Genomic DNA, 22,473 nt, shown 5'->3' with positions numbered 1-22,473 from the left:
GCGTTCAAGGGTTCCGCGTTTCAGGGGTTCTGAGCTCAAAGCGCGCTTCATGGGAGGAACATCGTGGTACGGCTGCGCCTGGACCTCGCCTACGACGGCACCGACTTCTCCGGCTGGGCCAGGCAGCCGGAGCGGCGGACGGTCCAGGGGGAGATCGAGGAGGCGCTCGGGAAGGTCCTCAGGATCCCCGATCCGCCGGCGCTGACCGTGGCCGGCCGGACCGACGCGGGGGTCCACGCCCGGGGCCAGGTGGCGCACGTGGACGTGGATTCCGGGGTGCTGAGCGCGCTGGACAGCCGGCATCGCCGGGCCGAGCCCCTCCCCGGCCCCGAGACGGCGGAGGGCGTCGCCGTACGGCTTCCCGTGCTGGGCCGCAGGCTCACCGGGGTCCTGCCGCCGGACGTCAGGGTGCACGGCGTCACGGTGGCACCGGAGGGCTTCGACGCGCGGTTCTCCGCGGTGTCCCGCCGCTACGCCTACCGGGTCTGCGACGCGCCCGGCGGGGTGGACCCGCTCCGGCGCCACGAGGTCGTCTGGTACGGCCGGCCCCTCGACCTCGGCAGGCTGAACGAGGCGGCGCGGACCCTGCTCGGCGAGCACGACTTCGCCGCGTTCTGCAAGAAGCGCGAGGGCGCCACCACGATCCGCGAGCTGCAGCGACTCGACTGGGTGCGGGAGGGCGACGTCCTGGTGGCCACCGTGGTGGCCGACGCGTTCTGCCACTCGATGGTCCGCGCGCTCATCGGGGCGCTGCTGCCCGTCGGCGAGGGCCGCCTGCCGGTGGACTGGCCGGGCGGGGTGCTGGCGCGGGCCGTGCGCGACTCCGGAGTGCGCGTCGCGCCGGCGCACGGCCTGTGCCTGGAGGAGGTGCGCTACCCCGAGCCCGGGGAGCTGGCCCGGCGGGCCAGGGAGACCCGCCGGGTGCGCACGCTCAGTCGGTGACGGACGCGCCGCCGGTCTGACCCGCCTGACCGGCCACCGCGCGCTTCTCGACGGCCTTGGCGGTCTGGTCGCGGAAGGCCCCGCTGACCCTGCCGAGGATCTTCTCCTTGGCCGTCGGGGTGTGGCCGTCGCTGAAGGTGGCGTAGCTGAAGACGATGTAGCGGCCCCACACCATCCCCGACGCGTAGCCACCGGCGATGCTCACGCGCTCGGCCCCGGAACCGGCGGACCCGGGCAGGCCGCGGAACCACAGGTTGCTGCCGAGGTTCTTCTCCTGGTCGGCCGCGATGGCCGACGCCCGGTCGGGCAGCACGGCGATCCCGGTGGTCACGGCGTACTTCCGCTTCTTGTCCACGTACGTCGCCCGCAGCACCTGGCGGCAGTCGCGGTTGCTCAGCGCGCTGGCGAACTTCCCGGCCGCCGCCTCCTGGCACTGCTTGGCGACGTCGGTCTTGACCCGGACGAAGGTGGCCGAGCCCACGGTGACCTTCTTGGTGAAGACGTCCGTCAGGGTCATCCTGCCGGGGTCGGTCTTCTCCGAGTTGATCACCTGGGCGTCGGCCAGCCGCGGCTCGTCCGTGGCCGCCGGGTCGTCCGTGGGCCCGGTCTCCCCGGCGGTGGGGACCGGTTCGGCCACGGCCGGCGGCTTCGGGTCGTCGGAGGACCGCTGGACGAGGACGACGCCGGTGCCGACGCCGGCCGCCAGGACCACCGCCGCGGCCGCCAGGATCACGACCCGGTTCCGCCGGGCGGTGGGAGGCGCGGCGGATGGCGCGGGCGGGGCGGGCGCCACCGCCGAGGGCGGGGTGAAGGGGCCGCGCTCCTGCGCGACCGCCTGCATCGGGACGGGCGGCTGGGCCGCCTGCGAGGCGGGGATGGGCGGGAAGAGCGGAGGCAGCTCCGGTATGCCGCCCGGCGGGGTCGCCTCCTCGGCCGGCGCGGGGCCGGGGGACGCGGGGAAGGCGGTCCCCGCGGTCTCGGGGGCCGCCGCGGTCTCGCGTGCCGGGTCCGGCGTGCCGGGCCGGGCCTGTCCGGCGGGCGCCTGCGCGGCCGCGTCCGGTACGGCGGGAGCCGCGGGGAGGGGGCCGGGAGAGCCGGGGGCGGCCGTTTCGGCGTGCGCCGCCGGGGCTCCCGGTGCGGGCCCGTCCTGCGCCGTATCGGCGGGACCGGCGGGATCGGCGGGCCGTTCCGCGGCGGCCGGGCGGCCGGGCCCGGCCGTACCGGCGGGATCGCCCCCGGGGCCGTCCGCGCCGGGCGGCCGTACGGCGGCGTCACCTGACTCGCCGGGACGGCTCGCGGCGTCGTCGTGCTCGGTCCAGACCGGCTCGCCGGTGGCGGCCGGCCACCTCGGGGCGTCGTGGGCCCCGGGTTCGGTGGAGGGCCAGACCTGCATCCCGGCGGCGGCGGCGGTGAAGGCGGGCGGCGGCTGCCAGGGCGGGGCCCCCGGCACGATCGGCGCGGTGGTCAGCGGGACGGGCCCGCCGGGCCCGCCGCCCGGACCGCCGGGCCGGCCCGGCGCGCCCTGCGGGGCCGGTGGACCCGCCCAGGCGGGGCCGGACGGAGAGGGGGCGGACCCGCCCGGCCCCGCCGGCGGGGCCCACGGCGGCGAGGAGGGGCCCGCAGGAGCCTGGGGCGCCTGCGGGGCCGCCGCCCACGGCGGCGCCCCGGATCCGGCGCTCTGGGGGGTCTGCGGGGCCGCAGGGCCCGCCCAGGGCGGTCCGGAGTGCTCCGGCGGCACGGGCGCCCCCGGCTGGGGGACGCCGTGCCGCGAGGCGGGGGGCTGTGGAGGCTGGGAGGGCTGTGGGGGCTGTGGGGGCTGTGGGGCCGACACCTCGTCGTCGGGGTCGGCGTACCAGTCGTAGGGGGTGCCGTCGTCGGGGACCGTCCACGGCTGGGCCGCGCCCGGAGCCCGCTCCGGCCACGCCGAGGGGTCGCGGGACTGGTCGTAGGGCTGGTCGTCACCTGAGGGGGCGGTCCGCTGCACCGGCGGCGAAGGCTGGCCGAAACTCGGCGGCGGCGTCGTCGGTGCGGCCGAACGTTCGGCTTCGCGTTCGTGCTCGGACCCGGATTCCTGGCCACGCATACGGGGAAGCGTAGCGATAGCCGCAAGATCGTCAGGCGGGTATGGACGTCCGCGCCTTTTCCGGCCCGCCCGTTTCCGGGCCGGAAACGGGCGGGCGGGCCCTCTGTCAGGGGCGCTTCCCGGTCAGCGAGCGCGCCTCCAGAACAGGCGTGACGGTCGCGTCGGCGGCCCCGAAGGCCGCCTGGTTCAGCTTCTTGACCTCGGTCTTCTTCGGCAGGTGCCCGTCTTTGTACTGGAACCAGATCAGCACGGCGTAGTGGCCGTGGGTCCATCCGCCGGCGAACGCCTCGCCGCTGCCGAGAGATTTGGTGACTTTGTCCTTACCGGGCAGCGCCTTGAGATACTCCTCCAGGGACTTGCCCCGCACCGTGGAGACGACCTTGGACGCCGCGGCCGACGTCCTGAGGTTGGCGACCCCGACGGTGCCGATGATCTTCCCTGAGGAGTCGCGGAAGCTGGCCCGCAGCAACTGGGTGCACTTGCCGTCGGCGAGCGCCTTCTGCAGCTTGTCGCCCACCACGGCGTTCTTGCACTTGGTGTCGTTCCTGCGGACGGTCATCTCGAACCGCTGGCCGTCGTGCGCGACCTTCTTCCGCTTGAACACCTCGTCGAGGGTGAGCCTGCTGGGGTCGGTGGCCCGCGAGGCGGCGAACCCGAACTTGCCGCCCGGCGCGTCGGGCAGCTGTGCGCCGGAGGTCCGGGCCGGCGGGCTCGCGGTGGCGGCCGGCGGGACGTCGTCGGAGCCGGCGAGGGCCGCCAGGCCGAACCCCGCGGCGACCAGCACGGCGAGTCCGGCCCCGATGAAGATGAACGGCCGGTAGGAGCGGGGGCCCTCGTCGTAGGGGCTCCACGCCTGGCGCGGACGCTTCGGCGCCCCGGCCTGCTCACCGGCGCGCGACGTCCCCGCGGGCGGCTGGGGGTCCCGCTCGTACGGCGCGGAGCCGGGCCGGGCGCCCTCCCCGGGGGACGCGGCTCCGTGGCGTCCCGGTGACGGCTGCGGCGCGCCGTACGGCCGCCCCGACCCGTCGCGAGGGTCGGAGGGGTCGTTCGGGGACCCGAACGCGTCGCGCTGCTCCCGCGGATAGGGCGGCTCGGACGCGGGGTTCCGCTCGCGCGCGTACGGCGGCTCGGGCATGCGGTAGGGCTGCTGCGCGGACGCGCCGCCGGGCTCCGCGGGGTCGTACGGCTGTTCGTGCGGCTGTTCGTACGGCCTGCCCGGCGAGGCGAACCAGCCGCCGTCGCCGGCGGGCGGGCCCCCGGGCCGGTCGTGCGGAGCGGGCCCGGACGGGCGCTCACCGCGCGAGGGCGGTGTCGGCGCGTCGGGCAGGACGTACGGCTGGCGGCGCGGCGGTTCACCGGGAAAACCCATGCGCCGAGACTAGGCCATGTGCTGCGGATCTTCCGCCCGCCGGCGGCCCGCCCGCACGGATCGGTCCGGGACCCCGCCGGGGATCCCGCCCCGCGCGGCACGGTCAGGACGCGGTCTAGCTGTAGCCGAAATCCTGCGTCCACCAGGGGCCGTCCGGGCCCTCGACGAGGCCGACGCCGGTGGCGGCGAGCCTGCAGTCGAGGATGTTGCGCCGGTGGCCGGGGTTGGCCATCCAGTTGCGGACCGTCTCGGCGGCGGTGAAGTAGCCGCGGCCGATGTTCTCGGCGCCCCCGTCGCGGTAGCGGGCCGCCTCCATCCGCTTCCAGGGCGAGGTGCCGTCGGGGGAGTTGTGGGAGAAGAGTCCGCTGGCCGCCATCTCGGTGGAGTGGGCCCTGGCCGACCTGACCAGCCGCGAGTCGATCCGCAGCGGCGCGCAGCCGGCCCGCCTGCGCTCGGCGTTGGTCAGCCGGACGACCTCGCGTTCCATCGTGCTCAGGGACGTCATGACCCGGGTCGTGCCCGTGTCGTCGCCGTTGAGGTAGCGGGGGGCGTCGTCGGTGGGGTCGGTGAGGGGGTGACGGGGACCCCTGCTGGCGCGCGTGGTCGGCCGCGGAGACGACGTCGTCGGGGTGGTGGGGCGCACGACCCGGGCGAGCGGGGCCCGGCCGCCCAGGCCCTGCGCCCCGGAGGCCGAGGGGGAGGGCCGCGCCGGGTCGGAGTTGTTCAGGTACACCTGGCCGGTGGTCGTCACCTCGCGGCTGTTCCTGCCGAGCAGGAAACCCAGCAGCAGCACGAGGGTCAGGCATGCGAACAGCCCCATGCGGCGAAGGCTGGACCGATGGGTGCGCCGGGGGTGAGGGAACTGCCACATACCGCTGTCAAAGATAGAGATGTTTCGGAAGAGGAAGAAGAGAATGCCCGGAACGTAGCGGAACCGTTCTGCGGGCCCGGGCGCGGCGATCCCGGAGCAGTCGCCGGTCATGGGTACACTGGTCGCAGGCACCGGCGTGCGGCCGGGTCTTTTTGACCCATGCTCTCCACCGCCGGTATCCTCTTAGTTCGTTGTGTGCGAATTGGTCTCCTCCATCAAGACCGATACGCGGCGCGTCCGGCGTCATCTCCTGATGATTGGGAGACGGAAGGTCCGGGCTGTCGTGTGCCCGCACCTACCGACCAAGCCGCTGTCGTTTCCGACAGTCCCGAAGACGCGAGCAAAGAAGGCATACGACCGTGCGCACGTACACACCCAAGCCTGCTGAAGTCGAGCGTCAGTGGCACATCATCGATGCCACCGACATCGTGCTCGGCCGGCTGGCAAGCCACGTCGCGATCCTGCTTCGCGGTAAGCACAAGCCGACCTTCGCCAACCACGTCGACACCGGTGACTTCGTCATCGTCATCAACGCCGACAAGGTCGCGCTGACCGGCAACAAGCTGGAGCAGAAGAAGGCTTACCGTCACTCGGGCTATCCCGGTGGTCTGCGTTCCATGACCTACGGCGAGCTCATGGACAAGCGTCCTGACCGCGCCGTCGAGAAGGCCGTGCGGGGCATGCTGCCCAAGAACGCCCTCGGCCGAAAGATGATCAAGAAGCTCAAGGTCTACTCCGGCTCCGAGCACCCGCACCAGGCCCAGAAGCCGGTGCCGTTCGAGCTGACCCAGATCGCCCAGTAGTCGCCCAGCTGCTTATCGCCAGCAGCGTCGGCCCGATGGCCGGCGCCAAGTAGGAAAGTAAGAGGAGAACCGTGGCTGAGCCCACCGGTGTCGAGACGCCCATCGAGGGCGAGCAGGAAGCTTATCTGTCGGAGGAGTTCCCCTCCGAGTACACCACCGAGTCCGTTGCCGGCGGCGAGGCCGCCGTCCGCAAGCCCATCACGACGGGCAACTCCTACGGCACCGGCCGCCGCAAGGAGGCCGTCGCCCGCGTCCGCATCGTGCCGGGCACCGGCAAGTGGACGATCAACGGCCGTCCGCTGGACGTCTACTTCCCGAACAAGGTCCACCAGCAGATCGTCAACGAGCCCTTCGTGACGCTCGGCGCCGAGGACCAGTTCGACGTCATCGCCCGCATCGACGGCGGCGGTGTGACCGGCCAGGCCGGCGCCCTGCGCATGGGTCTCTCCCGCGCGCTGGCCACGCTGGACGTCGAGGTCAACCGCCCGCCGCTGAAGAAGGCCGGCTTCCTGACCCGTGACGCCCGCGCCACCGAGCGCAAGAAGTACGGCCTCAAGAAGGCCCGTAAGGCTCCGCAGTACAGCAAGCGTTAAGTTGGGGCGCCTCTTCGGCACCGACGGGGTCCGTGGGGTCGCGGGGAGCGACCTCACGGCCGAGCTGGCCATGGAGTTGTCCGTGGCCGCGGCTCATGTCCTCGGCGATGCCGGAGCGTTCAACGCCGGAACGGGGCGGCACGACCGCCCCGTCGCGGTCGTGGGCCGGGACCCGCGGGCTTCAGGAGAGTTCCTGGAGGCCGCCGTGGTCGCCGGCCTTGCGTCGTCCGGCGTGGACGTCCTCCGGCTCGGCGTGCTGCCCACCCCGGCGGTCGCTTACCTCACCACGGCCCTCGGGGCCGACATGGGCGTGATGATCTCCGCCTCCCACAACCCCGCCCCGGACAACGGGATCAAGTTCCTCACCCGCACCGGCCACAAGCTGCCCGACGCGGTGGAGATCGAGATCGAGCGCCGGCTCGGCGAGAAGTGGGACCGCCCCGTCGGTGCCGCGGTCGGCCGCGTGCGCGAGACGTACGGCGAGGCCGACCGTTACGTGTCCCACCTGCTGTCCACCATGACAGGCCGCCTGGACGGCCTACGGGTGGTCGTCGACTGCGCCAACGGCGCGGCTCACACGGTCGCCCCCGATGCCCTGCGAAGGGCCGGCGCGACGGTCGAGACCATCGGCGCGAGCCCGGACGGCCTCAACATCAACTCCGGGGTCGGCTCGACCCACCTGGAGCGGCTCCAGGAGGCCGTGGTCTCCGGCGGGGCCGACGTCGGCATCGCCTACGACGGTGACGCCGACCGCTGCCTGGCGGTCGCGCACACCGGCGAGGTGGTCGACGGCGACCAGATCATGGCGGTGCTCGCCCTGGCGCTGCGCGCCGAGGGCAGGCTGGCGGCCGACACCGTGGTCGCCACGGTCATGTCCAACCTGGGCTTCAAGATCGCCATGCGGAACGCCGGCATCGAGGTGGTCGAGACCGCCGTGGGCGACCGCTACGTGCTGGAGGCCATGCGGGCGGGCGGCTACAACCTCGGCGGCGAGCAGTCCGGCCACGTCCTGATGCTCGACCACGCCACCACCGGTGACGGCCTGCTGACCTCTCTGCAGCTGCTGCAGGTGGTCGCCCGCGAGGGCAGGTCGCTGGCCGAGCTCGCCTCGGTGATGACCCGGATGCCGCAGGTCCTGATCAACGTCAAGGACGTCGACCGGGCCAAGGCCTCGGTTCCGGAGCTGTCGGCGGCGGTCGCCGTGGTGGAGTCCGAGCTCGGGGAGACCGGCCGGGTGCTGATCCGGCCGAGCGGTACCGAGCCGATGATCCGCGTCATGGTCGAGGCCGCCTCGGCGGAGCAGGCCGAGCTGATGGCGGGCCGCCTGGCGGAGGTCGTCCGTACGGCCTGCGCCTGACCGCTGTACGGCCCGCAGCCCGGATGAAAAGGGGCATGGCCCGCGTGTCCACGCGGGTCATGCCCCTTTTCGTCATGAGTGGGAGGGGAGCTGGCCGTCGAGCGTCCAGATGCCGACCTCCACCCCGGTCACCCTGCTCCGGTAGAGCTCTCGCTCCGTCAGGACGCACAGGTCTCCGAGGCCGAGTTTCGCCATCACGTGATCGGAGAACGGTGTCCCGGTGCCGGCTCCGGCGAGAAGTTTCCGAAGGAAGCACTCCCCCACTCGACGGTGTGCAGGACCCATGGGGCCTGACTGGTGATGACCAGTTCGAGGAGCTGCTGGAGCTTCTCGGCACGGTCCCTGCGAATCCGGCCGTCGGGGAGCTGGGCGATGTGGTTGCCCGTCTCGATCACCGCGGTGACGGGCAGGATGAGGTCGCAATCCCTCTTCTTCTCCTGCAACTGTCGCACCACGTTCTCCCGGTTCTGGTTCTTACCGGGGAGGTCGAGGATGTTGCAGAGCACCGAGGTGTCGACGAACTCCACTCTGCGTCCCACGGTCAGCCGATTCCCATCAGCCGGTCGAACTCGGTGAAGTCACGTTCGCGGGCGGGGGGCTGCTCCAGGAGGCCGGAGGTGACGACCGTGCCGAGATCACCCTGGGCCATCAGGCTGGGATACCCGTCCATCTCCGGAAGCCTCCGAAGATGGGAGAGGCCGGTGCTGCGGTCACGGGAGCAGACGACGACATGTTTGTGATCGTCCGCGTCCAGGGCGGAGAGCAGGGCGGGGCTGTGCGTCGTGAAGATCACTTGTGAGGCGTCCTTCTGTGTGGCCTGCCTGACCAGATCAAGTATCTGACTGGCTTGAGAGGGGTGCAGGCCGTTCTCCAACTCCTCGATGACCAGAGTCGGAGATCTGCGGTCATCCTCCGCGCCGCGTCCCCCGAGGTCGAGGTCCCGCCCTTGGCGGAGCAGGCTCGTGGCGATCGCGGTGAATCTCAGCAGGCCGTCGCTCATCTCCCTGGCCGGAGTGACCGCTCCGTCCTCACGCAGGGCCACCATGACGTCGTTGAGCTGGGAGCGGATGATCTCGATCCCGGTCACGTCGTGCTCGACGAGGTCGCGTACGCGGGCGACGAGTTGCCGGAAGCGATCGGGGTCGTGCCGCTCCATGTGACCGATCACGGCGGAGAGGTTCTCCGCGGTCCTCCGCAGCCGGGTGTCGCGGCTGGGAACGTACTGCCGCATCAGGTGGGGTACGGGGTCCAGGTGGAAGACTCCGCGAAGCGCCTCCAGGACGTCCTCCGCCGCGGCGACCACTCGGTCCTCGGCCTTCGTCTCGCCCGGAAGTCGCAGCGGAAGCTGGCTGGTGAGCAGTCGCGTGGAGCGGAACGACGCTTTCGGGTCCCGGCCTGGACGGCCGTTGTACCAGGTGGCGTCGATACTGCCGGACCCCGGCTGAGCGTCTGCCGTTCTCAGTAGTTTGTGGGTCACCCGGTCCTGGGGATTCCGGGTCGAGCGGTGGTCTCCCGAAATGCCGACGAGTGTCTCGCTGAGGATCTCCGGTTCAGGATGAACCTGGACAGTGACGTCGAGGAAGACCTGAAAATATCCCCTGCCCAGTCGATCGGTCGAGACAAGGGTGCAACCCAGCCGGAATCTGTCGCTTCCGTGGGGTGGACATCCCTCCATGCCTCCGCGCAGCGGGCCCTCGTCCCCCCGTCTGCTGTCGAGCGCGTCGACGAGGTCCGCTCCGGATGCCAGGCGGGACAGCACCTCCAGGCCGTCCAGCGCGTTCGACTTCCCACTGCTGTTGCGGCCGATGAGCGTCGTCATGCCGCCCAGGGGGAGCTTTGCGTCACGGAAGGTCTTGAACTCGGTGAGACGCAGCTCCGTCAGAGACCTCATGTGTGAACGGTACATGCGCACCCCCTCGCCGGGGCGCGCATGTACCGGAACTACTCGTCGCCGGTGAGGGAGAAGCCTCGCAGGCGGTGGCCGGCCCAGACGATCGCGCCGACGGTGACGACCAGCAGGGCGACGGCGGCGAAGCCGATCGTGATCCCGGTGGACAGGAACGCCGAGGACGACACCTGGTCGGCGACGGTCTGGGCCCACTGCTGGATGGAGAACCTGCGGGCGCCCGGCACGAAGTTGCCGACCACGCCCTCCCACACCAGGGCGTAGGCGATGCCGATCGTGACCGCGTGCCGGGTGATGATGCCCAGCAGCATGAACACCGCCGCGTACGCGACGCCCCCGGCCAGGGCGCCGGCGGCGAAGCCGTACGCGATGCCGGACTCGGAGCCGACCAGCAGATAGGACGCGGCGAAGGTCGGGACGGCGCCGAACAGGGCGAGCAGGGAGGCGGCGACGGCGAACTTCGTCCGCGCGATGACCGGCCGGGAGATCGGCTTGGACAGCAGGTGGACGACCGTGCCGTCCTCGATCTCCGGGGCGATCACGCCGGTGCCCGCGATCAGGCCGAGCAGCGGCAGCATCGTGCCGATGGCGAAGGTCTGCATGAGCGTGACCGTCGCCTGCTCGCCGGCCTCGCCGATCCACCGCAGCAGCACGGCCAGGCCGAGGAGCACCAGCGGGAGCAGGACGAGCAGCCAGATCCTTCTGCGGCCGAGCAACGCGCGGTAGGAGATCCCGGCGATGACACCGTTCATCAAAACTCCTTGAGCGTGGAAACCCGGTCCTTCAGGGCCGGGAGGAAGCGCGGCACCGTGCCAAATGACCTACCGGATACAGCGACTTCTAATAAGATTCGAACGTGCGTACGGCGTACAAGGTGCGGGTTTACCCCACCCCCGAACAGGCGGCCACGCTGAGCCGCACGTTCGGCTGCCTGCGCGTGGTGTGGAACCGCATCTTGGCCTGGCGGCACGCCCGCTACCACGGCGAAGGGGTCACGACGAGCTTCGCCCAGGCCAACGCCCGCCTCACGGCGATGAAGGCGACCGATGAGCTGGCGTGGCTGAACGAGGTGTCGTCGGTCCCGCTGCAGCAGGCCATCCGCCACCAGCAGGTCGCCTTCACCAACTTCTTCGCCGGACGCGCCAGGTACCCGCGCTACAAGTCCCGCACCGGACGTCAGAGCGCCGAGTACACCCGCTCGGCCTTCCGCTACCGCGACGGGCGCCTGTTCCTGGCGAAGATGGACGCTCCGCCGGCGTTCGTGTGGTCCTGGCCGGACATCGACCCGGCCACGATCGACCCGGCCACGGTCACCGTCTCCCGCGACCCGTGCGGGCGCTGGTACGCCTCCTTCACCGTGGACGTCGACGACCCGGAGCAGGTCCCGGCGACCGGCCGGGTGGTGGGTGTGGACGTCGGGGTGAAGGATTTCGCCGTCACCTCCGACGGTGAGAAGATCGCCAACCCGCGCCACCTGGCGAAACGGGAACGCAACCTGGCCCGTTACCAGCGGCGCATGGCCCGCAAGCAGCACGGCAGCGCCAACCGGGCCAAGGCCAAGGCGAAGGTCGCCCGCGCGCACCGCAAGGTCCGTGCCTCCCGCGCCGACTTCCTGCACCGCACCTCGGCGCGGCTGGTCCGCGACCACGACGTGATCGTGATCGAAGACCTCGCGGTGGCGAACATGGTCCGCAACCGGAGTCTGGCCAAGGCGATCTCCGACTGCGGATGGGGCGCCTTCCGCCGCATGCTGGAGTACAAGGCCGCCAAATACGGTCGCCACCTGATGGTGATCGACCGCTGGTATCCCAGCTCGAAGACCTGTAGCGCGTGCGGGCACCTGCTCGCCCGGCTCTCCCTCTCCACCCGGACGTGGCAGTGCCCGTCCTGCGGCACCCGGCACGACCGGGACGTCAACGCCGCGAAGAACATTCTGGCGGCAGGTCTTGCCGTGTCGGCCTGTGGAGGTGACGTCAGACACTCCGGGTCCTCCCGGGTGCGGTCGCCGGTGAAACAGGAACTCCAGCCCGCGAGGGCCGGAATCCCCGTCCTTCCGGGCGGGGAGTAGTCAACAGCTGCTCCTGTCGATCAGATAGGAGAAGACGCTTTCGAGGTCCTCGTCGGCCGGGGAGACCTGCGTGATCCGCACCCCGGTGTCCCTGGCGACCCTGGGCAGCAGCCGGGTGAACCGCCGGAAGTCGACGGCCTGCACCTCCAGGCCCTGGCCGGTGAGGGAGACCGCGCTGGAGGAGGGGTCGGCGACCAGGGCCGACGCCAGGCGGCGGTCGTCGCTGGAGCGGATCCGGAACACGTGGGGCCGGTCGGTCATCCTGCGGCGGATCTCGCGGAAGTCACCGGAGGCGGCGTGCCGGCCGGCGACCATGACCTCGATGTGCTGGGCGACGCGCTCGACCTCCTCCAGGATGTGCGAGCTGAACAGGATGGTCTTGCCGGCCGCCCCCATGCCGGTGACCAGCTCCATCAGGTGCATGCGCTGGCGCGGGTCCATGCCGTTGAACGGCTCGTCGAGCAGGAGGACCTGCGGGTCGTGGACGAGGGCGGCGGCGACCTTGATCCGCTGCCGCATCCCCTTGGAGTAGGTCTCGATCCTGCGGTCCCTGGCGGGTTCCATCTCGACCAGGGCGATCGCCTTGCGGGCGGCGTCCTCGGGGTCGGGGAGGCGGTGCAGCCGCGCCCCGGACAGCACGAACTGCCAGCCGGTGAGGAAGCCGTAGGCGGCCTCGCGCTCGGGGACCAGGCCGATGGAGCGGTAGATCTGGTGGTTGCGCCAGATCTTCGTCCCGTCGAGGGTCACTGTGCCGCTGGACGGGGCGAGGAACCCGGCCATCATGTGCAGGAGCGTCGACTTGCCGGCGCCGTTGGGGCCGAGCAGGCCGGTGACGCCGGGGCCGACGGTCATGGTGACGTCGTTGACGGCGACGACGTTGCCGTACCAGCGGGAGACCTGGGCCAGTTCGATCCTCATTGCGAGGCCGCCTTCCGGTAACGCAGGATCAGGGCGGTCACGGACAGGGCGATCAGCGCTACCACGGCCAGGATCGTCACGGCGACGCCGGCGCCCGCCGGGTAGGTGGTGGGGCCCGAGGCCTTCGCGCCGAGGAGGCCCACCTGGACCGCGGCGTCCACGAGGAAGAACGGATTGATCATCCACGCCCACGCGGCGGCGGTGTAGTCGTTCGCCGACTCCAGCATCGCCGCGAGCGCGCCCGAGACCGCGGAGGTGAGCAGGTAGAACGCGATGACCGCGGCGACGCCCAGGCCGCGCCGGGGAGTGAAGGAGGCGATCGCCACGCCCAGGCAGGACAGCGCCACCGCGAGGACGACGGCCCCGGCGAGGGCGGTGAGGTAGTCGGCGGTGTGGTTCGGGCCGGGCGGATCGATGACCAGTTCGCCGACGAACAGCACGGTGAGCGGGACGGCCAGGATCAGGAACATCGCCGCGGTCATCGCCGCGACCTTGGCGCCGATGTAGTCCAGGAGCCGCACCGGCCGCGACAGGTAGAGCGGCAGCACCCGGAAGCGCAGGTCGGGCGCGACGGTGTACGGCGACTGCGCGGCGAGGAAGACGGCGATCACGACCTGCATGATGGTCGCGTAGCCGGTGTAGCTGATGATCCCCTCGCGTTTGACCAGCGCCATGACCCCGATGGAGACGATCGTGGGGAACATCATGACCGTCGCGAGCGCGAACGGGATGATCTTCGAGCGGGCCGGGCGGCCCAGCCCGAACACCCCGCGCAGGGTGTGCAGGGTCAGCGCCGCGACGGCGTGGGCGCGGCCGAGCCGTACCCCTTCGTAGTGGCGGTAGCCGATGTCGTGGATGACCCCGGCGGGGGCCGCGGAAGGCGCGCCGGAGGGCGCGGGGGGCGTCTCGGGCACGGCGGTCCTCTCACGGGTGCGGCCGGGGCCCGCCGGGGGCCCGGCCGGGTGGCTGGGCGTGTCGCGGCCGTTCCGGTCGTCCGGCTGGTCGGGCGGGCCGGGCCGGTTCCGGTCGTCCGGCGGTCCGGGCAGGTCAGGCATCGGCGGGCTCCCGGAAGACGTCCTCGATGCGCTGGCGGCCCTGCTCCATGCGGACGAGGTGGAGGTCGAGGTCGCAGACGGCGTCGCGGAGCGTGTCGAAGGTCTCCGGCGCGCGGACGTCCACCAGGAGCGTCCGGCCGTGCGGGGTGACGGTCTCGCCCAGCTCGGTGAGCCGGGCGGCCAGGGCGTCGCGGCCCTCCTCCACCTCCACCATGACGGTCCGGGTGGTCTGCGTGAAGTCGGAGATGGGGGAGGAGCGCAGCAGTCTGCCGCCGTCGATCACGATGACGTGGTCGCAGATCCGCTCCAGCTCGCCCAGCAGGTGGGAGGTGACGAGAACGCTGATGCCGAACTCGGTGCCGATCCTGCGGATCAGCGCCAGCATCTCGTCGCGGCCCTGGGGGTCGAGCCCGTTGGTGGGCTCGTCCAGGAAGACCAGCCGGGGGTCGTGCGCCAGGGCCTGGGCGAGCTTGACCCGCTGCTTCATGCCGGTGGAGTAGCCGCCCATGGCGCGGTAGCGCTCCTCGTACAGGCCGACGTGGCGCAGCACGTCGGCGGCGCGCTCGCGGGCCGCGGTGCGCGGCAGGCCGGCCATCTGGCCCATGTGGACGGTGAACTCCGTGGCCGACAGGTCGGGGGGCAGGCAGTCGTGCTCGGGCATGTACCCGACGGCGCCGCGGATCTCGGCGCCCCGGGTCGTCACGTCCATGCCCAGCACCTCGGCCCGGCCGGCCGAGGGCGCGAGCAGGCCCAGCAGGATCTTGATCAGCGTCGATTTGCCCGCGCCGTTCGCGCCGACCAGGCCGGTGACGCCGGGGCCGACGTCGACGGTGAGCCCGTCGAGCGCCGTCACCCGGGGAAATCGTCTGGTGAGTCCCTCGGTGGCGAGGATAGTCATACCAGGACACTATCCACCGGCCGCGCCGGGAGCCTCCGCCGTGGGGACGAATCCGCCTCGGCCGAAAGGCCGGTCCGGCACGCCCGCACGTCTTCCGGTTCCGGCTCCCGCCCGGCGCGGCGCACCCGCCCGCACGCCTTCCGCCCGGTTGAGGATCCCGCCGTACGGCTTCCGCCCGGCGGCCGCGCCCGCCCCTACCGGTCGCCCCGCCGGAGCCCCGGCCCCCCGCCGCGCTCCAGGCCGCGCGGTCCGCGCGGTCCGCGCGCGGGGAACCGTACGCCGAACCGCTCCCAGTAGGCCCGCTGGACGAGCAGGGTGACCGTACCGGAGATGACCATGCCGGCGATGTTCACCGCGAGCTGGGTGACCGAGCCCGCCACGTCGGCCCAGCGGCCGAGGGCGACGGCGACGGCGAGGTATCCGGCGGCGGGCACGGTGGTGACCGAGATGAAGACGCCCACCAGGGCCGAGGACTTGCCCGCGGTGACCGACAGCACCCCGGCCGCCCCGGCCAGCAGGGCCACGACGAACGACCAGCGGTCGGGCTTGACGATGAACTCGATCTCCTCGTGCCCGCGCAGCGTGCCGGGGTCGATCCAGCCCAGCGCGCGGAAGGTCAGCGCGCAGGCGAGCGTGACCGCTATGGCGACCGTGAACCCGGTGAGGAGCGTGCGCAGGGCGCGGACGATCAGGTGCCGGTCGCCCCTGAGCAGGCCGAAGCAGACGGCCGCGACGGCGCCGAACTCCGGGCCGAGCACCATCGCGCCGACGATCAGGATCGGCGAGTTCACGATCACGCCGACCGCCGCGATCTGCGTGGCGATCACCAGGAACGCCAGGAAGGCCCAGCTCAGCTCGGTGTCGTCCTCGACCCGCTGGGCGAGCTCGTCCCAGATCACCGCGTCGTCGCCGTGGCCGGGCGCCTCCTCCTCCGCGCGGGCGGCCACCTCGGAGACCGACAGGTCGACCCGTTCGCCCGCGATGGACCCGAGGGTGTCCAGGTCGAGGTCGCGCAGGCAGTCGATCATCTCGCTGGCGGCCTCGCGGGCGATGTCGAACTCCACGAGGTCGCCCTTCGGGGAGCGGGCCGCGCCGTGCAGCACGACGACGTTGGCCACGCCGACGGCGCCGTCGAGCAGGCCGAGGACCTCGTCCGTCCGCTCGGACGGGCTGATCACGCGGAGATGCAGCACACGACTCCCCCTACCCGTCAGATGCGGCGCAGTCCCACCCGGCGGACGGAGTGGTCGGCGCCCTTGTGCAGCACCAGGTCGGCCCGCCCCCGGGTGGGGGCGATGTTCTCGACGAGGTTGCGCTCGTTGATGTCGCGCCAGACGTTCCTGGCGAACTCGGTCGCCTCATGATCCGACAACTCGGCCAGGTGCCGGAAGTAGGAACGCGGATCCTCGAAGGCGGTACGGCGCAGTTTGTGGAAGCGGTCGAGGTACCAGTCCCGGACGTGCTCGACTTTCGCGTCCACGTAGATGGAGAAGTCGAAGTAGTCGTTGACCGCGAGGGCGGCGGGCGGGGCGGGCTGCAGCACGTTGAGCCCCTCGACGATGAGGATGTCGGGCCGGCGGACGGTCTGCGTCGCGCCGGGGACGATGTCGTACTCCAGGTGGCTGTAGACCGGGGCGGTCACCTCGGGCCGGCCGGCCTTGACGTCGGCGACGAACCTGACCAGGGCCCGCCGGTCGTAGCTCTCCGGGAAGCCCTTGCGGTGCATGATGTCCCGGGCGGTGAGGACCGCGTTCGGGTACAGGAAGCTGTCGGTGGTGATCAGGTCCACCCGTGGGTGCTCGGGCCAGCGGGCCAGCAGGGTGTGCAGCAGCCGGGCGGTGGTGGACTTGCCGACGGCGACGCTGCCGGCGATGCCCAGGATGTACGGCGCGGGCCCGGCGCCCGTCCCGAGGAAGGTGCTGACCGCCGCGCCGCGCTGCCTGCCCCCGGTGAAGTGCAGGTTGAGCAGCCGGGTGAGCGGCAGGTAGATGTCGGTGACCTCGGCCAGGTCGATCGGGTCGTCGACGCCGCGCAGCCCCTTCAGCTCGTCCTCGGTAAGCGTCAGCGGCGTGTTCCTGCGGAGTCCGCTCCACTGCTCGCGGCTCAGCTCCACGTACGGAGTCGCCTCCCACCCGTTGGTCATAGCCAGCAAGCGTACTGATCGGCCGGATGCCGCTCCGCGCGGGTCCGGGCATGCGCGGCTCCGCTCAGGGCAAGGTTCTGCCCGATGGCGGGCAGGATTCTTGGTTTCCCTCGGGGGTTCTCCATAGGCTCGTCGGTCGATCTCACAGGAAGAGGGAGGTTGGACATGTGCGGAATAGTGGGATATGTCGGTCACCGACCGGCGGTCGAGGTCGCCGTCGAGGGGCTGGGCCGGCTGGAGTACCGGGGCTATGACTCCTCCGGTGTCGCGCTGGTCGGCCCCGGCGGGGAACTGGCCGTGGAGAAGCGGGCCGGAAAGCTGGCCAACCTGCGCTCGGCGCTGACGTCGCGGCCCCTCCCCGAGGCGACGGTCGGCATCGGGCACACCCGCTGGGCGACCCACGGCGCGCCGACCGATCGCAACGCCCACCCGCACACCGACTGCCGCTCCAGGATCGCGGTGATCCACAACGGCATCATCGAGAACTTCGCCGAGCTCCGGGCCGAGCTGGAGGACGACGGGCACAAGCTGCTGTCGGAGACCGACACCGAGGTGGTGGCGCACCTGCTGGAGCGGCACGCCGCCGACGGGCTGGCCGAGGCGATGCGCCGGGTGTGCCGGAGGCTGGAGGGGGCGTTCACGCTGCTGGCCGTGTCCGCCGACGAGCCCGACGTGGTGGTGGGCGCCCGCCGCAACTCGCCGCTGGTCGTCGGGCGGGGCGAGGGGGAGAACTTCCTCGGCTCGGACGTGTCCGCGTTCATCGCCTACACCCGCGAGGCCGTCGAGCTGGGCCAGGACCAGGTGGTCGAGCTGCGCGGCCCGGGGATCACGGTCACCGACTTCCACGGGGCCCCGGCCGAGACGCGTGACTACCACGTCGGCTGGGACGCCTCCGCCGCCGAGAAGGGCGGCTACGACCACTTCATGCTCAAGGAGATCGCCGAGCAGCCGCGGGCGGTCGCCGACACGCTGCTCGGCAGGATCGGCTCCGACGGGCTGCTCACCCTGGACGAGATGCGGCTGTCGGACCAGGAGCTGCGGGACGTCAGCAAGATCATCGTGGTCGCGTGCGGAACCTCCTACCACGCCGGCCTCATCGCCAAGTACGCCATCGAGCACTGGGCCCGCGTCCCGTGCGAGGTCGAGCTGGCCAGCGAGTTCCGCTACCGCGACCCCATCCTCAACCGCGACACGCTCGTCATCGTGATCAGCCAGTCGGGCGAGACCATGGACACGCTGATGGCCGTACGGCACGCCCGCGAGCAGCGGTCGCGGGTACTGGCCATCTGCAACGTCAACGGCTCCACGATCCCGCGCGAGTCCGACGCCGTCCTCTACACGCACGCCGGCCCGGAGATCGCCGTCGCCTCCACCAAGGCGTTCCTCACCCAGCTCGTCGCCTGCTACCTCGTGGCCCTCTACATCGCCCAGGTCCGCGGGGTGAAGTTCGGCGACGAGATCACCCAGATCCTGGACCGGCTGGCCGGGATGCCCGCCAAGGTGGAGGAGGTGCTGGCGACCATGGAGCCGGTCCGCGCGCTGGCCCGCTCGCTGGCCGGCGAGCGGTGCGTGCTCTTCCTCGGCCGGCACGTGGGCTTCCCCGTCGCCCTCGAAGGGGCGCTGAAGCTCAAGGAGCTGGCCTACATGCACGCCGAGGGGTTCGCGGCCGGGGAGCTGAAGCACGGCCCGATCGCGCTGATCGACCGGGGCCTGCCCGTCGTGGTGGTGGTCCCCTCCCCGTCGGGTCAGCGTGTCATCCACGACAAGATCGTGTCCAACATCCAGGAGATCCGGGCGCGCGGGGCCAGGACCATCGTCATCGCCGAGGAGGGGGACACCGCGGTGGAGCCCTACGCCGACACGCTGATCCGCGTCCCCGCCGTGGAGACCCTGCTCCAGCCGCTGGTGGCCGCGGTGCCGCTGCAGGTCTTCGCCTGCGAGCTGGCCACCGCCAAGGGCCACGACGTCGACCAGCCCCGCAACCTGGCCAAGTCGGTCACCGTGGAGTAGCCGCCGCGCCTTTCACGACGCCGCCGGACCCCGCCCGCCCTGGGCGGGGTCCGGCGGCGGTGACGCGGCGGCCGGGAGACGGGTGCGGGCGGTAGCCTGAGGCGGTGATCGTGGGCATCGGGGTGGACGTCGTGGACATCGCCCGGCTCGAAAAAGCGCTGGCGCGGACCCCCGCCCTGCGGGAGCGGGTGTTCACCGAGGCCGAGCGGGACCTGCCGGTGCCCTCCCTGGCCGCGCGGTTCGCGGCCAAGGAGGCGGTGGCGAAGGCGCTCGGCGCCCCGCCGGGGCTGGACCACCTGGAGGCCGAGGTGCGCCGCGGCGCGCACGGCCGCCCGGAGCTGCACGTCAGCGGCCGGGTCGCCGAGGTCGCGGAGCAGCTGGGCGTGGGGCGCTGGCATCTCTCGCTGACCCACGACGGGGGCGTGGCCATCGCCTACGTGATCGCCGAGGCCTGACCGCGGCCGGAGGGTCGGCCGTACGGCGCGGCGACGCGGGTCGGGAACGCGGTACGGGCCGAACGGACGCGGCGGAACGCGACGCCGGTGGAACGGACGCGGCGGAACGCGGGGCCGTACGGCGGCGGCGGGCCGGCCGTACGGCGGGCCGTGCCGGAGCATGCGCCGGAGATCGCCGCGGGATAGCGTCGGAGCCATGCTGACCGCGTACACCTCCGATCAGATAAGGGCCGCCGAGGCGGCGCTCATGGCGAAGCTGCCCGAGGGGACGCTCATGGAGCGGGCCGCCGCGGGCCTCGCGGTCGTCTGCGCCGGAGCCCTCGGGACGGTGTACGGCTCCCGCGTCGTGGTGCTGGCCGGCGGCGGCGACAACGGCGGCGACGCCCTGTACGCCGGGGCGCGGCTCGCCGCCAGGGGCGCCCGGGTGCACGCCGTGCTGGCCGGGGCGCGGGTCCACGAGGGCGGGCTCGCGGCCCTGCGGCGGGCCGGGGGCCGGGTGACGGACCTCGGCGGCGCGGCCGGGGAGACCCCGGCGGACCCGGCGGGCGGCGGGACGGCGGACCTCGCGCGGGACTCCGCGACGGACTCCGCGCGGGGGTCCGGAAAGGGCTCCGGGCAGGGGCTCGGGAAGGGCTCCGTGCAGGGGCCCGGGAAGGGCTCCGTGCGGGATCCGGCGAAGGGCCCGGCGGTGGGCGCCGGGGTGCGGCGCCTCCTCGACGGGGCCGACCTCGTGGTGGACGGGCTGGTGGGGATCGGCGGGACGGGCGCGCTGCGCGAGCCGTACGCGACCCTGGCCCGGCTGGCCGCCGAGGGGCCCGCGACGGTGGTCGCGGTGGACGTGCCGAGCGGGGTGGACGCGAGCACCGGGCGGGTCGACGGGCCGGCGGTCCGGGCGGACGTCACCGTCACGTTCGGGGCCCGCAAGATCGGCCTGCTCGCCGACCCGGGCGCGGCCCGCGCCGGGCGGGTGGAGCTGGTGGACATCGGGCTGGGACCGTACCTCCCCGACCCCGGGGCGTCGGCGCTCACCGACGCCGACGTGGCGCTGATGCTGCCCCGGCCGGGAGTGGAGTCCGACAAGTACCGCCGGGGGGTCGTGGGCGTCGCGGCCGGGAGTCACCGCTACACCGGCGCGGCGGTGCTGGCCGTGGGCGGGGCGGTGCGGGCCGGGGCGGGCATGGTCCGCTACGCGGGCCCCGCCGAGCCGGTGGCCCAGGTGCGGGCGCGCTGGCCCGAGGTCGTCATCACCCCGCTCGAACCGGGCGAGGGGATCGGCGAGGTGGGGCGGGTGCAGGCGTGGGTGCTCGGGCCCGGCCTGGGCACCGGCCCGGAGGCGCTCGCCGTCGCCCGCTCGGTGCTGGCGAGCGACGTCCCGGTGCTGGTGGACGCCGACGGCCTGACACTGGTCGCCGAGAACCGGTCGCTGCTGCGCCGCTCCGCGCCGGTGCTGATCACCCCGCACGCGGGCGAGCTGTCGCGGCTGCTGGACGTGCCGCGGTCGCGGATCGAGGCCCGCCGGGTGGAGTACGCGCGGCGGGCCGCGGACGAGCTGGGTGTGACGACCCTGCTGAAGGGCTCGACCACCGTGGTCGCCGAGGACGAGCGGCCGGTCAGGATCAACCTCACCGGCAGCTCGTGGCTGGCCACCGCGGGCACCGGCGACGTGCTGGCCGGGGTCGCGGGCGCGCTGCTGGCCGCCGGGCTGGGACCGTACGACGCGGCCTCCTGCGCGGCGTACCTGCACGGGCTGGCCGGGCGGAACGGCCCGGTCTCGGCGTGGGACGTCCTTTCGGGCGTCCCGGGGGCGGTCAGGGAGGTCATGGACCGGCTCGGGGAGGACGACGGAGCTGCCAAACTGGAAAGATGAATTTCCCGACGACGCCCGCCGAGGCGCGGGTGGACCTCTCCGCGATCCGGGACAACGTCGCCCTGCTGGCCGGCCGGGCCCCCGGGGCGGAGGTCATGGCAGTGGTCAAGGCCGACGGCTACGGGCACGGCATGGTCGCCTCCGCGCGAGCCGCGCTGGAGGGCGGGGCCGCCCGGCTGGGCACCGCCCAGATCCGCGAGGCCCTCGCCCTGCGCGACGCCGGCGTCACCGCGCCGGTCCTGGCGTGGATCATGACGCCCGGCGAGCCGCTGGACGAGGCGGTCGGCCGGGACGTGGAGCTGTCGGCGGCGGTCCCCGGCCTGGTGGACCGGATCGCCGAGGCGGCGGTCCGCGCCGGCCGGGTCGCCCGGGTGCACCTGAAGATCGACACCGGTCTGTCGCGCGGTGGCGCGGCGTTCGGCGACTGGCCCGCGCTGCTCGACCGGGCCCTGGCCCGTCAGGCCGAGGGGACGATCGAGATCGTCGGGATCTGGTCGCACCTCGCCTGCGCCGACGAGCCGGGGCACCCGTCGGTCGAGTCCCAGCTCGCCGTCTTCGACGACGCGCTGGCCATGGCGGAGAAGGCGGGCGCCGCGGGGTCCCACGTGGTCCGGCACATCGCCAACTCGGCGGCGACACTGACGCTGCCGCAGGCGCGCTACGACATGGTCCGCCCCGGAATCGCGGTCTACGGCCTGAGCCCGGTGCCCGCGCTCGGGGATTTCGGTCTCCGCCCGGCGATGACCCTGACCGCGCGGATCGCGCTGACCAAGCGGGTTCCGGCCGGAACCGGGGTGTCCTACGGACACCTTTACGTCACGGATCGCGAGACCACGCTTGGACTGGTGCCCCTCGGGTATGCGGACGGCGTTCTGCGATACGCGACAAATCGGGCGGAGGTGATGGCGGGTGGACGACGCCGCCGCATCGCCGGACGGGTCTGCATGGACCAGTTCATGATCGACGTGGGGGACGACCCGCTGGCCGAGGGCGACGAGGTGATCCTGTTCGGCGACGGCTCGCGCGGCGAGCCGACCGCCCAGGAATGGGCGGATTCCCTCGACACGATCTCGTATGAGATCGTGACCCGGATCGGTTCGCGGGTCCCGCGCGTTCACCGGTGAGAGGCACGTCA

General features: G+C 72.6%; 21 protein-coding genes. 9 read left to right on the top strand and 12 right to left on the bottom strand.

What is annotated here, in order from left to right; all coding sequences use genetic code 11:
* The first annotated feature begins 63 nt into the window (after nucleotides 1-63).
* Nucleotides 64-942: a tRNA pseudouridine(38-40) synthase TruA gene (gene truA / locus IEZ10_RS13385; RefSeq protein WP_189246819.1), complete on the top strand. Its 879-nt coding sequence runs from the start codon at nucleotides 64-66 to the stop codon at nucleotides 940-942.
* Here the strand turns inward: truA and IEZ10_RS13380 are convergent.
* The 3 genes from IEZ10_RS13380 to IEZ10_RS13370 form a co-directional block, all read right to left on the bottom strand.
* Nucleotides 932-3,025 carry a hypothetical protein gene (locus IEZ10_RS13380; RefSeq protein ID WP_189246818.1) on the bottom strand — a complete coding sequence of 698 codons (2,094 nt, stop codon included), beginning with the start codon at nucleotides 3,023-3,025 and terminating at the stop codon, nucleotides 932-934. The genes truA and IEZ10_RS13380 overlap by 11 nt on opposite strands.
* A 106-nt stretch (nucleotides 3,026-3,131) precedes the next feature.
* A complete protein-coding gene (locus IEZ10_RS13375; protein WP_189246817.1) occupies nucleotides 3,132-4,394 on the bottom strand; it encodes a chromosomal replication initiator protein DnaA in 1,263 nt (420 codons plus the stop codon).
* 115 nt (nucleotides 4,395-4,509) lie between these two features.
* Entirely contained in the window at nucleotides 4,510-5,214 is a 705-nt protein-coding gene (locus tag IEZ10_RS13370; protein ID WP_189246816.1) for a CAP domain-containing protein, read from the bottom strand.
* Nucleotides 5,215-5,624: 410 nt separating this feature from the next.
* On the opposite strand from IEZ10_RS13370, the gene rplM reads away from it, so the two are divergent.
* From rplM to glmM, 3 genes are all read left to right on the top strand, one after another.
* Nucleotides 5,625-6,068 carry a 50S ribosomal protein L13 gene (gene rplM, locus IEZ10_RS13365; protein ID WP_189246815.1) on the top strand — a complete coding sequence of 148 codons (444 nt, stop codon included), beginning with the start codon at nucleotides 5,625-5,627 and terminating at the stop codon, nucleotides 6,066-6,068.
* Between the two features lie 71 nt (nucleotides 6,069-6,139).
* Nucleotides 6,140-6,661, top strand: coding sequence for a 30S ribosomal protein S9 (rpsI, locus tag IEZ10_RS13360; RefSeq protein WP_179819666.1), 522 nt, complete (start codon nucleotides 6,140-6,142; stop codon nucleotides 6,659-6,661).
* A gap of 1 nt (nucleotide 6,662) precedes the next feature.
* Nucleotides 6,663-8,018 carry a phosphoglucosamine mutase gene (gene glmM, locus IEZ10_RS13355; RefSeq protein WP_189246814.1) on the top strand — a complete coding sequence of 452 codons (1,356 nt, stop codon included), beginning with the start codon at nucleotides 6,663-6,665 and terminating at the stop codon, nucleotides 8,016-8,018.
* Nucleotides 8,019-8,090: 72 nt separating this feature from the next.
* Here glmM and IEZ10_RS39920 read toward each other — a convergent pair whose 3' ends face one another.
* From IEZ10_RS39920 to IEZ10_RS13340, 4 genes are read right to left on the bottom strand one after another with little or no spacing between them, the layout of a single operon-like run.
* Nucleotides 8,091-8,213, bottom strand: a complete 123-nt coding sequence (locus IEZ10_RS39920) for a hypothetical protein (RefSeq protein WP_268246308.1) — start codon at nucleotides 8,211-8,213, stop codon at nucleotides 8,091-8,093.
* Nucleotides 8,213-8,557, bottom strand: a complete 345-nt coding sequence (locus IEZ10_RS13350; RefSeq protein WP_229811226.1) for a hypothetical protein — start codon at nucleotides 8,555-8,557, stop codon at nucleotides 8,213-8,215. The genes IEZ10_RS39920 and IEZ10_RS13350 overlap by 1 nt, the downstream gene beginning before the upstream one ends.
* A gap of 2 nt (nucleotides 8,558-8,559) precedes the next feature.
* Complete coding sequence (locus IEZ10_RS13345; protein WP_189246813.1) at nucleotides 8,560-9,909, bottom strand: AAA family ATPase; 1,350 nt, start codon at nucleotides 9,907-9,909, stop codon at nucleotides 8,560-8,562.
* 50 nt (nucleotides 9,910-9,959) lie between these two features.
* Nucleotides 9,960-10,676, bottom strand: a complete 717-nt coding sequence (locus IEZ10_RS13340) for an ABC transporter permease (protein WP_189246812.1) — start codon at nucleotides 10,674-10,676, stop codon at nucleotides 9,960-9,962.
* Between the two features lie 104 nt (nucleotides 10,677-10,780).
* Here IEZ10_RS13340 and IEZ10_RS13335 point away from each other — a divergent pair, with 104 nt between their 5' ends.
* Nucleotides 10,781-11,992 (top strand): RNA-guided endonuclease InsQ/TnpB family protein, encoded by a 1,212-nt coding sequence (locus tag IEZ10_RS13335; protein ID WP_189246811.1) that lies wholly within the window; start codon nucleotides 10,781-10,783, stop codon nucleotides 11,990-11,992.
* Here the strand turns inward: IEZ10_RS13335 and IEZ10_RS13330 are convergent, their stop codons facing one another.
* The 5 genes from IEZ10_RS13330 to coaA form a co-directional block, all read right to left on the bottom strand.
* Nucleotides 11,993-12,910: an ABC transporter ATP-binding protein gene (locus IEZ10_RS13330; RefSeq protein ID WP_189246810.1), complete on the bottom strand. Its 918-nt coding sequence runs from the start codon at nucleotides 12,908-12,910 to the stop codon at nucleotides 11,993-11,995. It abuts the gene before it with no gap.
* Entirely contained in the window at nucleotides 12,907-13,965 is a 1,059-nt protein-coding gene (locus IEZ10_RS13325; RefSeq protein ID WP_229811225.1) for an ABC transporter permease, read from the bottom strand. The genes IEZ10_RS13330 and IEZ10_RS13325 overlap by 4 nt, the downstream gene beginning before the upstream one ends.
* Complete coding sequence (locus IEZ10_RS13320; RefSeq protein ID WP_189246809.1) at nucleotides 13,958-14,863, bottom strand: ABC transporter ATP-binding protein; 906 nt, start codon at nucleotides 14,861-14,863, stop codon at nucleotides 13,958-13,960. Before IEZ10_RS13320 ends, IEZ10_RS13325 begins: the two co-directional genes overlap by 8 nt.
* A gap of 194 nt (nucleotides 14,864-15,057) precedes the next feature.
* A complete protein-coding gene (locus IEZ10_RS13315; protein ID WP_189246808.1) occupies nucleotides 15,058-16,056 on the bottom strand; it encodes a DUF389 domain-containing protein in 999 nt (332 codons plus the stop codon).
* A gap of 17 nt (nucleotides 16,057-16,073) precedes the next feature.
* Nucleotides 16,074-17,006 carry a type I pantothenate kinase gene (gene coaA / locus IEZ10_RS13310; RefSeq protein ID WP_189246807.1) on the bottom strand — a complete coding sequence of 311 codons (933 nt, stop codon included), beginning with the start codon at nucleotides 17,004-17,006 and terminating at the stop codon, nucleotides 16,074-16,076.
* Between the two features lie 165 nt (nucleotides 17,007-17,171).
* On the opposite strand from coaA, the gene glmS reads away from it, so the two are divergent.
* The 4 genes from glmS to alr all read left to right on the top strand — a co-directional run bounded on the left by glmS (nucleotide 17,172) and on the right by alr (nucleotide 22,462).
* Nucleotides 17,172-19,016, top strand: a complete 1,845-nt coding sequence (gene glmS, locus IEZ10_RS13305; protein WP_189246806.1) for a glutamine--fructose-6-phosphate transaminase (isomerizing) — start codon at nucleotides 17,172-17,174, stop codon at nucleotides 19,014-19,016.
* 104 nt (nucleotides 19,017-19,120) lie between these two features.
* Complete coding sequence (locus tag IEZ10_RS13300) at nucleotides 19,121-19,471, top strand: holo-ACP synthase (RefSeq protein WP_189246805.1); 351 nt, start codon at nucleotides 19,121-19,123, stop codon at nucleotides 19,469-19,471.
* 196 nt (nucleotides 19,472-19,667) lie between these two features.
* Entirely contained in the window at nucleotides 19,668-21,338 is a 1,671-nt protein-coding gene (locus IEZ10_RS13295; protein WP_189246804.1) for an NAD(P)H-hydrate dehydratase, read from the top strand.
* A complete protein-coding gene (gene alr, locus IEZ10_RS13290; protein WP_189246803.1) occupies nucleotides 21,335-22,462 on the top strand; it encodes an alanine racemase in 1,128 nt (375 codons plus the stop codon). Before IEZ10_RS13295 ends, alr begins: the two co-directional genes overlap by 4 nt.
* Nucleotides 22,463-22,473 lie beyond the last annotated feature (11 nt).

The sequence above is a fragment of the Streptosporangium pseudovulgare genome, assembly GCF_014648055.1.
Lineage (GTDB): Bacteria > Actinomycetota > Actinomycetes > Streptosporangiales > Streptosporangiaceae > Streptosporangium > Streptosporangium pseudovulgare.
Note: the sequence above shows the minus strand (reverse complement) of the source record. Positions and strands in the feature narration are given on the sequence as shown.

Bases quoted from the DNA above. Each gene is read 5' to 3' on its own strand.
- IEZ10_RS13380 (WP_189246818.1), bottom strand. From the start codon at position 3,025: ATGCGTGGCCAGGAATCCGGGTCCGAGCACGAACGCGAAGCCGAACGT.
- IEZ10_RS13375 (WP_189246817.1), bottom strand. From the start codon at position 4,394: ATGGGTTTTCCCGGTGAACCGCCGCGCCGCCAGCCGTACGTCCTGCCC.
- IEZ10_RS13370 (WP_189246816.1), bottom strand. From the start codon at position 5,214: ATGGGGCTGTTCGCATGCCTGACCCTCGTGCTGCTGCTGGGTTTCCTG.
- IEZ10_RS39920 (WP_268246308.1), bottom strand. From the start codon at position 8,213: ATGGCGAAACTCGGCCTCGGAGACCTGTGCGTCCTGACGGAGCGAGAG.
- IEZ10_RS13345 (WP_189246813.1), bottom strand. From the start codon at position 9,909: ATGAGGTCTCTGACGGAGCTGCGTCTCACCGAGTTCAAGACCTTCCGT.
- IEZ10_RS13340 (WP_189246812.1), bottom strand. From the start codon at position 10,676: ATGAACGGTGTCATCGCCGGGATCTCCTACCGCGCGTTGCTCGGCCGC.
- IEZ10_RS13330 (WP_189246810.1), bottom strand. From the start codon at position 12,910: ATGAGGATCGAACTGGCCCAGGTCTCCCGCTGGTACGGCAACGTCGTC.
- IEZ10_RS13325 (WP_229811225.1), bottom strand. From the start codon at position 13,965: ATGCCTGACCTGCCCGGACCGCCGGACGACCGGAACCGGCCCGGCCCG.
- IEZ10_RS13320 (WP_189246809.1), bottom strand. From the start codon at position 14,863: ATGACTATCCTCGCCACCGAGGGACTCACCAGACGATTTCCCCGGGTG.
- coaA (WP_189246807.1), bottom strand. From the start codon at position 17,006: ATGACCAACGGGTGGGAGGCGACTCCGTACGTGGAGCTGAGCCGCGAG.
- glmS (WP_189246806.1), top strand. From the start codon at position 17,172: ATGTGCGGAATAGTGGGATATGTCGGTCACCGACCGGCGGTCGAGGTC.
- IEZ10_RS13295 (WP_189246804.1), top strand. From the start codon at position 19,668: ATGCTGACCGCGTACACCTCCGATCAGATAAGGGCCGCCGAGGCGGCG.
- alr (WP_189246803.1), top strand. From the start codon at position 21,335: ATGAATTTCCCGACGACGCCCGCCGAGGCGCGGGTGGACCTCTCCGCG.